Origin of the sequence: Gulosibacter sediminis, from assembly GCF_023370115.1 — a bacterium.
Classification (GTDB): Bacteria; Actinomycetota; Actinomycetes; order Actinomycetales; family Microbacteriaceae; genus Gulosibacter; species Gulosibacter sediminis_A.
On the sequence record NZ_CP097160.1, the window covers coordinates 1,422,474 to 1,436,940 of the forward strand.

At 66.4% G+C, this 14,467-nt stretch carries 11 protein-coding genes; 2 read left to right on the forward strand and 9 right to left on the reverse strand.

What is annotated here, in order from left to right; genetic code table 11:
• Positions 1-31 precede the first annotated feature (31 nt).
• The 5 genes from uvrC to uvrB all read right to left on the reverse strand — a co-directional run bounded on the left by uvrC (position 32) and on the right by uvrB (position 9,051).
• Entirely contained in the window at positions 32-1,897 is a 1,866-nt protein-coding gene (gene uvrC / locus M3M28_RS06580) for an excinuclease ABC subunit UvrC (protein WP_249385727.1), read from the reverse strand.
• Positions 1,894-4,776 carry an excinuclease ABC subunit UvrA gene (gene uvrA, locus M3M28_RS06585; protein ID WP_249385728.1) on the reverse strand — a complete coding sequence of 961 codons (2,883 nt, stop codon included), beginning with the start codon at positions 4,774-4,776 and terminating at the stop codon, positions 1,894-1,896. The genes uvrC and uvrA overlap by 4 nt, the downstream gene beginning before the upstream one ends.
• A 59-nt stretch (positions 4,777-4,835) precedes the next feature.
• Complete coding sequence (rlmN, locus tag M3M28_RS06590; protein ID WP_249385729.1) at positions 4,836-6,059, reverse strand: dual-specificity RNA methyltransferase RlmN; 1,224 nt, start codon at positions 6,057-6,059, stop codon at positions 4,836-4,838.
• Between the two features lie 8 nt (positions 6,060-6,067).
• Positions 6,068-6,871 (reverse strand): hypothetical protein, encoded by an 804-nt coding sequence (locus M3M28_RS06595; RefSeq protein WP_249385730.1) that lies wholly within the window; start codon positions 6,869-6,871, stop codon positions 6,068-6,070.
• A 113-nt stretch (positions 6,872-6,984) separates the two neighbouring features.
• Positions 6,985-9,051 (reverse strand): excinuclease ABC subunit UvrB, encoded by a 2,067-nt coding sequence (gene uvrB / locus M3M28_RS06600; RefSeq protein ID WP_249385731.1) that lies wholly within the window; start codon positions 9,049-9,051, stop codon positions 6,985-6,987.
• Positions 9,052-9,152: 101 nt separating this feature from the next.
• Here uvrB and M3M28_RS06605 point away from each other — a divergent pair, with 101 nt between their 5' ends.
• A complete protein-coding gene (locus tag M3M28_RS06605; RefSeq protein ID WP_349305323.1) occupies positions 9,153-9,827 on the forward strand; it encodes an IMPACT family protein in 675 nt (224 codons plus the stop codon).
• Here M3M28_RS06605 and coaE read toward each other — a convergent pair.
• A complete protein-coding gene (gene coaE / locus M3M28_RS06610; protein WP_249385732.1) occupies positions 9,814-10,491 on the reverse strand; it encodes a dephospho-CoA kinase in 678 nt (225 codons plus the stop codon). The two genes, M3M28_RS06605 and coaE, sit on opposite strands and share 14 nt — an antisense overlap.
• Positions 10,492-10,555: 64 nt before the next feature.
• On the opposite strand from coaE, the gene M3M28_RS06615 reads away from it, so the two are divergent.
• On the forward strand, positions 10,556-11,170 hold the full coding sequence (locus M3M28_RS06615; RefSeq protein ID WP_249385733.1) for a DUF4126 domain-containing protein: 615 nt from the start codon (positions 10,556-10,558) through the stop codon (positions 11,168-11,170).
• A 96-nt stretch (positions 11,171-11,266) separates the two neighbouring features.
• On the opposite strand, the gene rpsA is transcribed toward M3M28_RS06615, so the two are convergent.
• The 3 genes from rpsA to adhP form a co-directional block, all read right to left on the reverse strand.
• A complete protein-coding gene (rpsA, locus tag M3M28_RS06620) occupies positions 11,267-12,724 on the reverse strand; it encodes a 30S ribosomal protein S1 (protein ID WP_249385734.1) in 1,458 nt (485 codons plus the stop codon).
• Positions 12,725-12,893: 169 nt separating this feature from the next.
• Positions 12,894-13,325, reverse strand: coding sequence for a DUF779 domain-containing protein (locus M3M28_RS06625; RefSeq protein WP_249385735.1), 432 nt, complete (start codon positions 13,323-13,325; stop codon positions 12,894-12,896).
• Between the two features lie 73 nt (positions 13,326-13,398).
• Positions 13,399-14,427, reverse strand: a complete 1,029-nt coding sequence (adhP, locus tag M3M28_RS06630) for an alcohol dehydrogenase AdhP (RefSeq protein WP_249385736.1) — start codon at positions 14,425-14,427, stop codon at positions 13,399-13,401.
• Positions 14,428-14,467: the final 40 nt, after the last annotated feature.

Consider the following 14,467-nt stretch of genomic DNA (forward strand, 5'->3'; position numbering starts at 1 on the left):
GGCTACCACGGCGCCCCCGTCGGCAACTAGCCTAGCGACCCCCGCCTGAGTTCCCGGCTGACAGCGCAGTGCGGATCGCCGCCGCGGTTGCCTTGCCGATGCCCGACACCTCGAGCAATTCGTCCTCGCCGGCCGCCCGCAGTCGCTTCACCGAACCGAAGTGTTTGAGCAACTCCCGGATGCGCGCGGGGCCGAGTCCCGGCACATCGGCCAGCTGCGAACGGATGTCGCGGCTGCGCGACTTGCGCTGCGCCGTGATGGCGAAACGGTGGGCCTCGTCGCGGAGTCGCTGCACGAGAAACAGCGCCTCGGAGGAGCGCGGAAGGATCACCGGGAAGTCGTCGTCGGGCAGCCAGAGCTCCTCAAGCCGCTTCGCGATGCCGGTGATGGTGATCTCCCCCACCCCCGCATCGTCAAGCGCCCGCTGTGCCGCCGCGACCTGGGGCTGGCCGCCGTCGATGAGCAGCAGTTGCGGCCGGTAGGCAAACTTGTCTCCCTCTTTCGGCGCCTCGTCGGTGTCGAGGTAGGCCAAGCGGCGGGTGAGCACCTGATAGATCGAGTCGGTGTCGTCGGTGGTGTTCGCGATGTTGAAGCGCCGGTAGTCGCGCTTCTTCGGCAGGCCGTCCTCGAACACGACCATCGACGCCACGACGCCCGTGCCCTGCAGGTGCGAGACGTCATAGCACTCGATGCGCAGCGGCGCCTCGGCCATGCCGAGCGCCTCGCGCAGGTCGTTCAGCGCGTCGGTGCGCGAGACAAAGTCGGCGGTGCGCTTGAGCTTGTACTGCTTCAGCGCTTCCGCGGCGTTGAACTGGGCGGTCTTCAGCAGCTCGGCTTTCACCCCGCGCTGGGCGGTGCGCAGCTGCACGCGCGCGCCGCGCACCTTGGTCAGCACTTCCTCGAGCGCCACGTGGTCGTCGGGCAGCGTGGGCACGATCACCTCGCGGGCCGGATGCTGCTCCTGCGCCCCGTAGACGTCCTGCAGGACCTGCTGCATGAGCGTGGCGGTGTCGACATCGAGCTCCTTGTCGAGCACCCAGCCGCGCACACCGCGGATGCGGCCCCGGCGCACCGAGAACAGCTGCACCGAAGCGGCGAGCTCATCCTCCGCGAGGCCATAGACGTCAGCGTCGGCGCTGTCGGGCAGCACGACGGCCGACTTCGCGAGCACCGCCTCGAACGCGCTGATGCGGTCGCGAATCGTGGCCGCATCCTCGTAGCGCATCTCGGTGGCCGCGAGCTGCATCTGGGCCGTCAGGTCGTCGAGGATCGACCGGTCGTAGGTTTCCATGATGCGCACGAACTCGTCGACGCGAACCCGGTGCTCCTCGACCGACACCCGCTGCGAGCATGGACCGCCGCAGCGGCCGATCTGGCCCGCGAAGCACGGCTTGCCCGTTTGCATCGCCCGGCGGTAGTTCGTGTCGTTGCAGGTACGGATCGGCAGCACCCGAATCATGAGGTCGATGGCCTCGTTCACCGCCCAGACCTTCGGGTACGGGCCGAAATAGCGGGCGCCCCTGATGTGGGGGTTTCGCGTCACCATGACACGAGGCGCCTCGTCGGCGAGCGTGATTGCCATGAACGGGTACGACTTGTCGTCCTTCAACCGCACGTTGAACGGCGGCGAGTACTCCTGAATCAGGTTGTATTCGAGCTGCAGCGCCTCGATCTCGTTCTGCACGACAGTCCAGCGCACCGTCGCCGCGGTCGTGACCATGCGTCGCGTGCGCTCCGGCAGCGTCTCGAGCGCCGCAAAGTAGTTCGCGAGGCGCTGGCGCAGTCGCTTCGCCTTGCCGACGTAAAGAATGCGGCCCGACGCGTCGAGCCAGCGGTACACCCCCGGTTTATCGGGGATGTCCGCTGGCTTCGGGCGCCACTCGAGGTAGGTGCTCACGAGCTTCGCGCGACGCCAAGGATGTCGGCGAGGAACTCACCCGTCGCGCTCGCCTCGACCGTCGCCACCTTCTCAGGCGTGCCCTCGGCCACGACCGTGCCACCGCCGGCGCCACCCTCGGGGCCCATGTCGATGACCCAGTCGGCGCTCTTGATGACGTCGAGGTTGTGCTCGATGACGATCACCGTGTTGCCCTTGTCGACCAAGCTCTGGAGCACGATGAGCAGCTTGCGGACGTCCTCGAAGTGGAGGCCGGTGGTCGGCTCGTCGAGCACGTAGACGGTGCGGCCGTTCGAGCGCTTCTGCAGCTCGGTGGCGAGCTTGACGCGCTGCGCCTCGCCGCCCGAGAGCGTCGTGGCGGCCTGGCCGAGGCGAACGTAGCCGAGCCCCACGTCGACGAGCGTCTGCAGGTAGCGGTGAATCGCGCTGATCGGCGCGAAGAACTCCGCCGCCTCCGAGATGGGCATCTCGAGGACCTCGGCGATGTTCTTGCCCTTGTAGAGCACCTGCAGCGTCTCGCGGTTGTAGCGCTTGCCGTGGCACGTTTCGCACTGCACGTAGACGTCGGGGAGGAAGTTCATCTCGATCTTCAGCGTGCCATCACCGTGGCAGGCCTCGCAGCGGCCGCCCTTGACGTTAAACGAGAACCGACCCGCCTGGTAGCCGCGCACTTTCGCCTCGGGCGTCTCGGCAAAGAGATTGCGGATGCGGTCGAACACGCCCGTGTAGGTGGCCGGGTTCGACCGCGGCGTGCGGCCGATCGGCGCCTGGTCGACGTGCACGACCTTGTCGAGCTGGTCGACGCCGTTGACGCGAGTGTGCTTGCCGGGCACCTGCCGGGCACCGTTGAGCTTGTTCGCAAGCACCTTCTCGAGCACGTCGTTGACCAAGGAGGACTTGCCCGAGCCCGAGATGCCCGTCACGGCGGTGAGCACGCCGAGCGGGAAGTCGACCGTGACGTTCTGCAGATTGTTCGCCCGAGCACCGACGACCGTGAGCTTGCGCTTCTTGTCGAGTTTGCGTCGCTTCGACGGCGTGGTGATCTCGCGCCGGCCGGCGAGGTAGTCGCCCGTGATCGACTCGCGGTTCTTGATGAGGCCCTCGTAGCTGCCCGAGTGCACGACCTCGCCGCCGTACTCCCCCGCGCCCGGCCCGATGTCAACAATCCAGTCGGCCGTGCGGATGGTGTCTTCGTCGTGTTCGACAACGATGAGCGTGTTGCCGAGGTCGCGCAGCTTCTCGAGCGTCTCGATGAGGCGGCGGTTGTCACGCTGGTGCAGGCCGATCGACGGCTCGTCGAGCACGTAGAGCACACCGGTGAGGCCGGCACCGATCTGCGTGGCGAGGCGGATGCGCTGGGCCTCGCCGCCCGAAAGGCTGCCCGCCGAGCGCGCAAGGTTGAGGTAGGTGAGCCCCACCTCGGTGAGGAACTCGAGTCGCGAGCGGAGTTCGCGCAGCACCTGCGCCCCGACCTTCGCCTCGCGCTCCGTGAGATCGAGGTTCGTGAAGAAGTCGAGGGCGTTGTCGAGCGACATGAACGTCGCGTCGGCGATGGACTTGCCGGCGACCGTGACCGCGAGCACCTCGGGGCGAAGTCGCGCGCCGTCACAGGCCGGGCACGGCACCTCGCGCAGATACTGCGACCAGCGGTCGCGCTTCGCGTCGGACTCAGCCTCGGCGAACTGCCGCTCGATGTACGGGATCACGCCCTCGAAGCCAGAGGAATACGTGACCTGGCGGCCAAACCGGTTGCGGTACTTCACCCGCACCTTGAAGTCCTTGCCGTGCAGCAGCGTCTGCTGCACGTCCTTCGGCAGCTTGCGCCAGGGCGTGTTGAGGTCGAAGCCGATCTCCTCGGCCACACCGAAGAGCAGGCGCTCGTAGTACTGGTAGAGCGACTTGCCCTGCGACGACCACGGGAGGATGGCCCCGTCGGCGATCGACGCGTCGGGGTCGCCGATCATCAAGTCTTCGTCGACCGCCATGCGGATGCCGAGGCCGTCGCAGGCGGGGCACGCACCGAACGGCGCGTTGAACGAGAAGGTGCGCGGCTCGATCTCCGACAGCGCGAGGGCGTGCCCGTTCGGGCACGCGAGGTTCTCAGAGAACGATTCCTCGGCATCCTCGCCCTCGGCGTCGACGTACTGGATCGTCACGCGACCCTGCGCGAGGCGGAGCGCGGTCTCGAGCGAGTCGGTGAGGCGGCCGAGCAGGTCGTCGCTCGCGACGAGGCGGTCGACGATCACCGAGATGTCGTGCTTGTACGACTTCTTGAGCGTCGGCGGGCTCGCGAGCTGCACGCGCTCGCCGTCGACCATGGCACGCACGAAGCCCTGCTGCGACAGCGACTGCAGCAGGTCGGCGAACTCGCCCTTCTTCTGCTGCACGACGGGCGCGAGCACCTGATAGCGCGTGCCGGCGGGCACCTCCATGAGCGTGTCGGCGATCTGCTGCACCGTCGAGGCCTGGATGCGCTCACCACACTCGGGGCAGTGTGCGATGCCGATGCGCGCCCACAGCAGGCGCATGTAGTCGTAGATTTCGGTGATCGTGCCGACGGTCGAACGGGGGTTGCGGTTCGTCGACTTCTGGTCGATCGAGACCGCAGGGCTCAGCCCCTCGATGAAGTCGACGTCGGGGCGGTCGACCTGCCCGAGGAACATGCGGGCGTACGACGACAGCGATTCGACGTAGCGGCGCTGGCCCTCGGCAAAGATGGTGTCGAACGCGAGCGACGACTTGCCCGAGCCCGAGAGCCCGGTAAACACGACCAAGCTGTCTCTCGGCACCTCGACATCGACGTTTTTGAGGTTGTGCACGCGTGCGTGCTGCACGCGCAGCGAGGTGAGCTGACTAGTCTTCGCAGATAATTTCGGCACCCGACAAGAGTACGTCCCGCCAGCGACATGGTTCGCTGGATTCGCTGGCGGCGCAGTAGTTAGTCGTTCGCCGCCGCGAGCTGCCCGCAGGCCCCGTCGATCTCTTTGCCGCGGGTGTCGCGCATGGTCGTGGGGATGCCCTTTGCCCGCAGCCGCTCGACGAATTCGGCGGCCACGTCGGGCTCCGACGAAGTCCAGATCGACCCCGGCGTCGGATTGAGCGGAATCGGATTGACGTGCACCCAACCACGCCCGCGCTCGTTGAGTTTGTCGGCGAGCAGGTCGGCGCGCCAGGCGTGGTCGTTCATGTCCTTGATGAGCGCGTACTCGATCGACACGCGGCGGCCTGTCTTGTCGAAGTACTCGCGCGCGGCGTCGAGCGCCTCGTCGACCTTCCAGCGGCTGTTCACCGGAATCAGGTCGTCGCGAAGCTCGTCGTCGGGCGCGTGCAGCGAGAGCGCGAAGGTGAGCGGCAGCTCCTCGTCGCTGAGCTTGCGGATCGCCGGCACGAGGCCGACCGTCGAAACGGTGATGCCTCGGGCCGACATGCCGAGGCCCTCGGGCGCCGGGTCGACCATGCGGTGCACGGCGTTCATGAGGCGCTTGTAGTTGGCGAGCGGTTCACCCATGCCCATAAACACGATGTTGTGCACGCGCTCGGGCACACCGTCGGGTCGGGTGCCGCCGAGCTCGCCAGCCGCGATCGCCCGGTTCGCCTGCACGATCTGGTCAACGATCTCGGCCGTCGAAAGGTTCCGCGTCAGACCATTCTGGCCGGTCGCGCAGAAGGGGCAGTTCATGCCGCAACCCGCCTGCGACGAGACGCAGAGCGTGATGCGCCCCGGGTAGCGCATGAGCACCGACTCGACGAGCACGCCGTCGAAGCACTTCCAGAGGAACTTGATGGTGTCGCCGTTGTCGGTGCGCAGACGCCGCACCTCGGTGAGCAGCGGCGGCATGGTCTCGGCGACGAGCTGCGCGCGGGATGCGGAGGGCAGGTCGGTCATCTCGTCGGCGCTCGCCGTGTGGTGCTGGAAGTAGTGCGTCGAAAGCTGTTTCGCGCGGAACGCCGGGTGTCCGAGTTCCTTGAGCCGCTCTTGCCGCTCGGCCATCGTCAGATCGGCGAGGTGCACGGGCGGCTGCGTGCGCCGCTGCTTGGCGGCGAACTGCAGCTGGGGTCGACCGTCGGCGCCCATGGGCTGAATCCAGCCTTCGGCGGTGGGGCGAACCTGCGGGCGGGCGGCTCGCCGCTCGCGAAGTCGTTTGCTCGTCTGCTCGCTCATCTGGCCAATTATCCCCTATGCCACGCAGGAATGCGCGAATCGAGCTCGGCGGTGATCGTGCTCCCCCGAGCCAGCAGCGCATCCAGCCCGGGCCGCGACGCGACGCTCGTACCCGGGTGCATGAGCACGAGCTGCGCGCCGTTCAACTCGATGTCGTGGTCGAGCCCATGGTCAGAGAACACCTGCATGATGTCCGGCGAGATCACCTCGAGCATCTCGCGCTCGCGACCCCGCTCGGTGAACGTGCGGAACTGCGTCGGGAAGTGGCCTTCGAGATCCCAGCGCACCAGCTCACCGGTGAACCGTCGCCACTTGCCGTTCTGCGTCGCGTCGAAGAACGTGTGCGGCACCCTCAATGGCATACCAACGGCGAGATAGGCGAAGCGAGCAACCGTCACTGTCCGCTTGCGCCCCTTGCCGGAACGCTCTTCCTCGGCGACCTCGAAGTCGCCGAGCTCGAACGCATGCCCCTGGGCGACGCCGCGAACCACGTGCGAATGCCACCGACCGTCACCGGGTGCCTGGAAGCCAACGCCGCGCAGGTGCGCGCCGGAGCGGTAACCAACGAACTCGAGCCCGTTATGTCGGGCGAACTCGGCCATCCGCTGCCTGCGGAAGGCATCGCGGAAGAACCTGACGATGAAGAACACCGCGGCACCGAACAACACGAGCGAGAAGATCAAGCTTGGCACCGCGGTGAGCCGCTCGGCGGTCGGCGTCGCGGCACCGGTTCGGTCAACGCCGGTGATGAGCTGCGTAATGCCGCTGATGAGCGCGAAGAGCGTGATCGCGCCAATGATGACGCCGAACACCAAGACAACGATGGCGGTCGCCTTGGCCGATCGAAAGGCCTCGCGGACGGATCCCCCGCGCCCGGCAAGCGCGGAGGTGTCGAACTGGCGAAAGAACCTGTGCTGCGCCGGCACTACGCGTGCCCCGCTCGCTCCATGTTGCGGAGGTCCTTCTTCAGCTCCGACAGCTCGTCGCGCAGCCGCGCCGCGAGCTCGAACTTGAGTTCGCCCGCGGCCGCGAGCATCTGCTCGTTGAGGTCGGCAATCATCTGTTCGAGTTGGTCGGCTCCCTCGGCGGCGATGCCCTCGTGCCGCAGGTTCGGCGGCGCCTTGCGTCGCGGGTCGGTCGCGCGGTCGCCGAGGAGCTCCTGCGTGTCTTGCCCCTCGCGCATGAGCACCGCGGTGATGTCGTTGATCTTCTTGCGCAACGGCTGCGGGTCGATGCCGTGCTCGGTGTTGTAGGCGATCTGCCGCTCGCGCCGCCGCTCGGTCTCTTCGATCGCGAAGCGCATCGCCTCGGTCTCCTTGTCGGCATACATGTGCACCTCGCCCGAAACGTTGCGGGCCGCGCGGCCGATCGTCTGGATGAGCGAAGTCGCGGAGCGCAGGAAGCCCTCCTTGTCGGCGTCGAGGATCGCAACGAGCGACACCTCGGGCAGGTCGAGGCCCTCTCGCAGCAGGTTGATGCCGACGAGCACGTCGTACGCGCCCGCTCGCAGCTCGCTGAGCAACTCGACGCGCTTCAGGGTGTCGACGTCGGAGTGGAGGTACCGCACCCGCACCCCGTGCTCGCCGAGGAAGTCGGTGAGCTCTTCGGCCATGCGCTTCGTCAGCGTCGTGACGAGCACGCGCTCGTTGCGCTCGATGCGCTCCCGAATCGTCTCGAGCAGGTCGTCGATCTGCCCCTCGCTCGGCTTCACGACGATCTTCGGGTCGAGGAGGCCGGTGGGGCGAATGATCTGCTCGACGACGCCGTCAGCCTGCGCGAGCTCGTACTTACCCGGCGTGGCCGAGAGGTACACCGTCTGGCCGACGCGCTCCTTGAACTCGTCCCAGCGCAGCGGCCGGTTGTCGAGCGCGGAGGGCAGGCGGAAACCGTAGTCGACGAGCGTGCGCTTGCGCGAGGCATCGCCCTCATACATGGCCCCGATCTGTGGCACCGTGACGTGCGACTCGTCGATGACGAGCAGGAAGTCGTCGGGGAAGTAGTCAAGCAGGCAGTGCGGCGGCTCGCCCGGCTGTCGGCCGTCGATGTGCATCGAATAGTTCTCGATGCCCGAGGTGAAGCCGATCTGCTCCATCATCTCGAGGTCGAACGATGTGCGCATCTCAAGGCGCTGGGCCTCGAGCAGTTTGTTCTGCGAGTTGAGCTCGTCGAGGCGCCACTTCAGCTCGTCACGAATGCCGTCCATCGCCCGGTGCATGACGTTCTCGCTCGCCGCATAGTGCGAGCCCGGGAAGATGCTCACCGAATCGGTCTGCCGCACGACGTTGCCGGTCAGTGGGTTCAGCATCGAGATCGCGTCGACCTCGTCACCAAACATCTCGATGCGCACCGCGAGCTCTTCGTACACCGGGATGATCTCGATCGTGTCGCCGCGCACGCGGAACGTGCCGCGCTGGAAGGCCACGTCATTGCGCGTGTACTGCATTGAGATGAATTGGCGGATGAGGTCGTCGCGCGCGATCACGTCGCCGACGTGCACGGCCGCCATCTGGCTGTAGTACTCCTCGGGTTTGCCGAGGCCGTAGATGCACGACACGGTCGAGACCACGACGACGTCGCGCCGCGACAGTAGCGAGTTCGTTGCCGAGTGGCGCAGGCGCTCGACCTCGTCGTTGATCGAGCTGTCCTTCTCAATGAAGGTGTCGGTCTGCGGTACGTAGGCCTCCGGCTGGTAGTAGTCGTAGTACGAGACGAAGTACTCGACCGCGTTGTTGGGCAGCAGCTGGCGAAATTCGTTCGCGAGCTGCGCCGCCAGCGTCTTGTTGTGCGCCATCACGAGTGTCGGCCGCTGCACCTGTTCGATGAGCCAGGCCGTGGTGGCGGACTTACCGGTACCCGTGGCGCCGAGCAGCACGACGTCGGTCTCGCCGGCGTTGATGCGACTCGCGAGTTCGGAAATTGCCTGCGGCTGATCGCCGGCCGGCTGATACTCGCTCACCACTTCGAACGGGCGCACGCTTCGTGTGGGTTCCATGCCTTCAACCCTACGACGAGCCACCGACACGAGGCGCGGAGCGCGTCCAGGCACGCAGGGGCTCCGCTGAAGGCCTGATCCGAGCGATTAAACTACGAATCGTGGCGGATGACTCTCGATACGGTGTGCTGGCGTCAAGTGCCGAGCACGAACTCGAGATCAAGCGGTCTCGTTTTCTCGGGTATGCCGAGCGCGTCACGAGCGAGGCCGAGGCCCGCGACTACATCGAGCTCATTCGCGCCGAACACCGGCTCGCCCGACACCACTGCACGGCGTTCACGCTCGGACCCGAGCGCCGCATCCAACGGTCGAACGACGACGGCGAGCCGAGCGGCACCGCGGGCGTGCCCATGCTCGACGCCCTGACGAAGTTTGTGCGTCCGGGCGCAGCGAGCCCCGATCTCTCCGACATCATCGTCGTCGTGGTGCGCTACTTCGGCGGCGTCTTGCTCGGCGCCGGCGGCCTCGTGCGCGCCTACTCCGACACTGTGTCGCAGACGCTCGCCGCGGCGAAGTTTCTGACGCGTGAGCGCCTCGCGCGTTACGCCGTCGAGGCGCCCATCGCGCAGGTCGGCCGCTGGGAAAACGAGCTGCGGGCCGCGGGAGTCGAGGTGCTCGGCACCGAGTACGGGCCCGCCAGCGCGACCCTCCGGCTCGCGGTGCCCGACCAGCCGGATGCGCGTGAGCCGTTCCTCACTCGCCTCGCCTCGATCACCTCGGGCGAGGCCGAGCCGACCGAGCTCGAACCGAGCTGGGTCGACGTTAGTCGTCGCTGACACGCTCCTCGCGCGGCGTCGTCACCGGCATGCCGTCGTAACTGATCTCATCGTCGTCGAGGCGATCGGTGATGCGCAGTCGCGAATACAGCTCGTCGACGAGCTCGATGGTGTCGGAGATGGGACGCGTCGTGTCGAGCACCACGTCGGCGATCCGCCGCCGTTCCTCGTCGCTCGCCTGCGCGTCGATACGCGCGAGCGCCTCCTCGCGGGTCATACCGCGGTCGGCGATAAGTCGGTTGACGCGCACTTCGGCGGGTGCGTCGGCCACCCAGATCTCGTCGTAGTCGTAGTTCGATCGCGTCTCCGCGAGCAGCGGAATGTCGTGCACGAAGATGGTCGAGGGGTCGGCCGCGCGCTCGGTCTCGATGCGCTCCTCAGTGATGCGTCGAATCTCGGGATGCGTGATGTCGTTGAGTGCCCGGCGGGCGTCCTCGTCGGCGAACACGATTTCAGCGAGCGCGGCCCGGTTCAGAGAGCCGTCGGCTTCGAGGACTCCTTCGCCGAACTGCTTCGCGATCGCGGCGAGGACGGGCTGACCCGGCTCGACGATCTCGCGTGCGATCTCGTCGGCGTCGATGATGACGGCGCCGAGCTCGCGCAGCCGATTGGAGATGGTCGTCTTGCCGGAGGCGATGCCGCCGGTGAGCGCGATGGTGGTCATGTCGCTACCTCCTCGAATCAACGGTGACTCCCGTTCTGTCAGACTACTGCCACAGGAGGTTCAATTGCTGGAACTACTCACCGGAACGGGGCTCGCCGCGGCGGCCGGGCTCGGGGCCTTCCTCCCGATGCTCATCATCGGGCTGCTCGATCGCTTCACCGACCTCGTGGCCCTGCCCGCGGGATGGGACTGGCTGTCGAGCGATATTGCGCTCATCGTGGTCGGCGTGCTCACCGTGCTCGACATCGTCGCCGACAAGATTCCGGCGATCGACACGGTGAACGACATCGTCCAGACGGTGGTTCGCCCCGCATCCGGCGGCATCGTGTTCGGTGCCGGCACCTCCGCCCAGACCGTGACGCTCGACGAGCCGTCGCAGTTCTTTTCGGCGCACGTGTGGGTGGCGATCTCGCTCGGGGCGATCATCGCCCTCGTCACGCACCTCGCCAAGGCCTCGACCCGGGCAGCGGTCAACGCCGTCACGGTGGGCGCGGCCGCCCCGCTGCTGAGCACCGGCGAGGATGCGATGAGCTTCGGCCTAGTGGCCAGCGCCGTGCTCGCCCCGGTGCTCGTACTCGTGTTGCTCGCCGGCCTGTTCATCATGGCGGCGGCGCTCACCCGGCGGCTCCGCGGGATGCTCGCGCGACGCAAGGCGCGCGCCGCCGAGGCTGCCGACTGACGCCGTGCTCCCCCGCGGGCGGGATTCACCCGCCTCCAATCCAAAGAGCAACGGCCCGGCTCGAACGAATCGAGCCGGGCCGTTTGCTACCGGGAACTAGTTACCCGAGAGCTTCTCGCGAAGCGCTGCGAGCGAAGCGTCGTCGGCGAGGGTGCCGAACGCGTCGTCCGACTCGCTCGAGAAGGACGAACCGCCCTGCTCGGCAGCCTCGGGGGCGTTCGCCTCGGCCTCGATCGCGCCGCGGACCTGCTCCTTGTGCGCTTCCCAACGCGACTGAGCGAGCGCGTACTCCTGCTCCCAGGCCTCGCGCTGTGCCTCGAAGCCCTCGATCCACTCGTTGGTGTCGGGGTTGAAGCCTTCGGGGTACTTGTAGTTGCCCTGCTCGTCGTACTCGGCGAGCATGCCGTAGGTGGCGGGGTCGAAGTCGGTGCCCTCGGGGTCAACGCCCTCGTTCGCCTGCTTGAGCGACAGCGAGATGCGGCGACGCTCGAGGTCGATGTCGATGATCTTGACGAAGAGCTCCTTGCCAACCGAGACGACCTGGTCGGCTGTCTCGATGTGGTGGTTCGACAGCTCCGAGATGTGCACGAGGCCCTCGATGCCGTCGGCAACGCGAACGAACGCACCGAACGGAACGAGCTTGGTGACCTTGCCGAGCACGATCTGACCGATCGCGTGGGTGCGAGCGAGCACCTGCCACGGGTCTTCCTGCGTCGCCTTCAGCGAGAGCGAAACGCGCTCGCGGTCCATGTCGACCTCGAGCACCTCGACGGTGACTTCCTGGCCAACCTCGACGACCTCCGAAGCGTGGTCGATGTGCTTCCAGCTGAGCTCCGAGACGTGCACGAGGCCGTCAACGCCGCCGAGGTCGACGAACGCGCCGAAGTTGACGATCGACGAGACAACACCCTTGCGAACCTGGCCCTTCTGGAGCTGGTTGAGGAAGTTGGCGCGGGTCTCCGACTGAGTCTGCTCGAGCAGCGCACGGCGCGAAAGCACGACGTTGTTGCGGTTCTTGTCGAGCTCGAGGATCTTCGCCTCGATTTCCTGGCCCAGGTACGGGGTGAGGTCGCGAACGCGACGCAGCTCGATGAGCGAAGCGGGGAGGAAGCCGCGGAGCCCGATGTCGACGATGAGGCCACCCTTGACGACCTCGATGACGGTACCGGTGACGACGCCGTCGTCTTCCTTGATCTTCTCGACATCGCCCCAGGCGCGCTCGTACTGCGCGCGCTTCTTCGAGAGAAGGAGGCGACCTTCCTTGTCTTCCTTCTGGATGACAAGTGCTTCGATCTCGTCGCCGAGCTCAACAACCTCGTTGGGGTCGACGTCGTGCTTGATCGAGAGTTCACGCGAGGGGATGACGCCCTCGGTCTTGTAACCAACGTCGAGGAGTACCTCGTCGCGGTCGATTCGAACGACGGTACCGGTGATGAGGTCACCGTCGTTGAAGTACTTCATCGTCTCTTCGACCGCGGCGAGGAAGTCCTCAGCAGTGCCGATGTCGTTGACGGCGATCTGCGAATTAGCCGATTCGGTCGTGGTGTTCGTCATGTAGTTGGTACTCCAGCTGGATAATTGTGTCGGCCCAATTCGACGCCGGCAGCTCGCGCCGCCGTCCTGTGCCGAATGGGAAACGGATAGGTGTAGACGCACAAAAGTGCTCTACAAGCCTACCTGAGAATTCGCCGGAATTCCAATTTGGTACGAACTACGAAATCACCTAGGAGTCGAGCAAGGTCGACCGTATCAGGAAGCGTTTTCCGGTCGGCCCTTCGAGCGAAAAACCGGCGCCGCGGCCGGGCACCGCATCGACGAGCAAGCGGGTGTGCCGCCAGTATTCAAACTGTTCCTTCGACATCCAGAATTCGAGCTCGCTGGCACCATCGCCCGAGCGGTTCGGGAGCTCAAACACCCCGAGCAGCACGTCGGCATCGCCGGTGAGAAAGTCGCCGGCTGGGTAGCACATCGGGGCTGAACCATCGCAGCAACCACCGGACTGGTGGAACATGAGCGGGCCGTTACGCTCGGCCAGCTCCTGCAGCAGCTCCACGGCCGCCTGAGAAAGCCCGACCCTCGACCGGGTCTCGCCCGCGATCACCGGGCGAGCTTCGATAGACGGGCTGATGACAACTTCTTCGTTGATCTTGGACATTTCGTCCTCCCTGAACTGGTGACGGGGCGGGGAGGCGACCCACGGCCGCCTCCCCGCCCGCTCTCAAACCAATCTAGCGGTAGTCGATGACCACACGGCCATCAATCTTGCCCTGACGCATCTCGTCAAAGACCTCGTTGATCTCCTCGAGCGGCCGGGTGGCCACCGTCGGGTGGATGAGCCCTCGCGCGTAGAACTCGAGGGCCTCCTTCAGGTCGCGGCGCGTGCCCACGATCGAACCGCGAATTGTCAGCCCCTTGAGCACGACGTCGAAGATCGGAGCCGGGAAGTCACCGGCGGGCAGACCGACGAACACGATCGTGCCGCCGCGACGCGCGAAGCCAATCGCCTGGCCGAAGGCCGCGGGATGCACGGCGGTCACGACCACGCCATGCACACCGCCCGTCGCCTTCTGGATTGCCTCGATCGGGTCCTCGTTCTTCGCGTTCACGGTGATCTCGGCACCGTGCTTGCGCGCGAGCTCGAGCTTCTCGTCCGCAATGTCAACGGCCGCGACCCGCAGGCCGAGCGCCTTCGCGTACTGAATGGCGATGTGGCCGAGGCCACCGATACCGGTGATGGCCACCCACTGCCCGGGGCGGGCCTCAGTACGCTTAAGCGCCTTGAGCACCGTCACACCGGCGCAGAGCACGGGCGCGACCTCGACCGGGTCGGCGCCGTCGGGGATGCGGGCGGCGTAGCGCGTGTCAACGATCATGTGATCGCCGAACGAGCCGTCGACTGAATAGCCACCATTGCTCTGCTGCTCGCACAGGGTCTCCCAACCCGTCTCGCAGTACTCACAGGCACCGCATGCGCTCCAGAGCCAGGCGTTACCGACGATGTCGCCGACCTTGACGTCGGTGACGCCCGGGCCGACGGCGACGACCTCGCCGACGCCCTCGTGACCCGGCACGAACGGCGGGCTCGGCTTCACCGGCCAGTCACCCTCGGCGGCGTGGAGGTCGGTATGACAGACGCCCGAGGTGACCAGCTTCACGAGTGCCTGGTTCGGCCCGGGCTCGGGCAGTTCGTAGTTGGTCTCGACGGACAGGGGCTGCTGGAACGCCGTAACAACGGCGGCCTTAATCTGGGTGCTCATCTACAGGTTCTCCTTTGAACGGTCAGCGAATGATCGGGTC

Bases quoted from the DNA above. Each gene is read 5' to 3' on its own strand.
- adhP (WP_249385736.1), bottom strand. From the start codon at position 14,427: ATGAGCACCCAGATTAAGGCCGCCGTTGTTACGGCGTTCCAGCAGCCC.
- uvrB (WP_249385731.1), bottom strand. From the start codon at position 9,051: ATGGAACCCACACGAAGCGTGCGCCCGTTCGAAGTGGTGAGCGAGTAT.
- coaE (WP_249385732.1), bottom strand. From the start codon at position 10,491: ATGACCACCATCGCGCTCACCGGCGGCATCGCCTCCGGCAAGACGACC.
- rpsA (WP_249385734.1), bottom strand. From the start codon at position 12,724: ATGACGAACACCACGACCGAATCGGCTAATTCGCAGATCGCCGTCAAC.
- rlmN (WP_249385729.1), bottom strand. From the start codon at position 6,059: ATGAGCGAGCAGACGAGCAAACGACTTCGCGAGCGGCGAGCCGCCCGC.
- M3M28_RS06625 (WP_249385735.1), bottom strand. From the start codon at position 13,325: ATGTCCAAGATCAACGAAGAAGTTGTCATCAGCCCGTCTATCGAAGCT.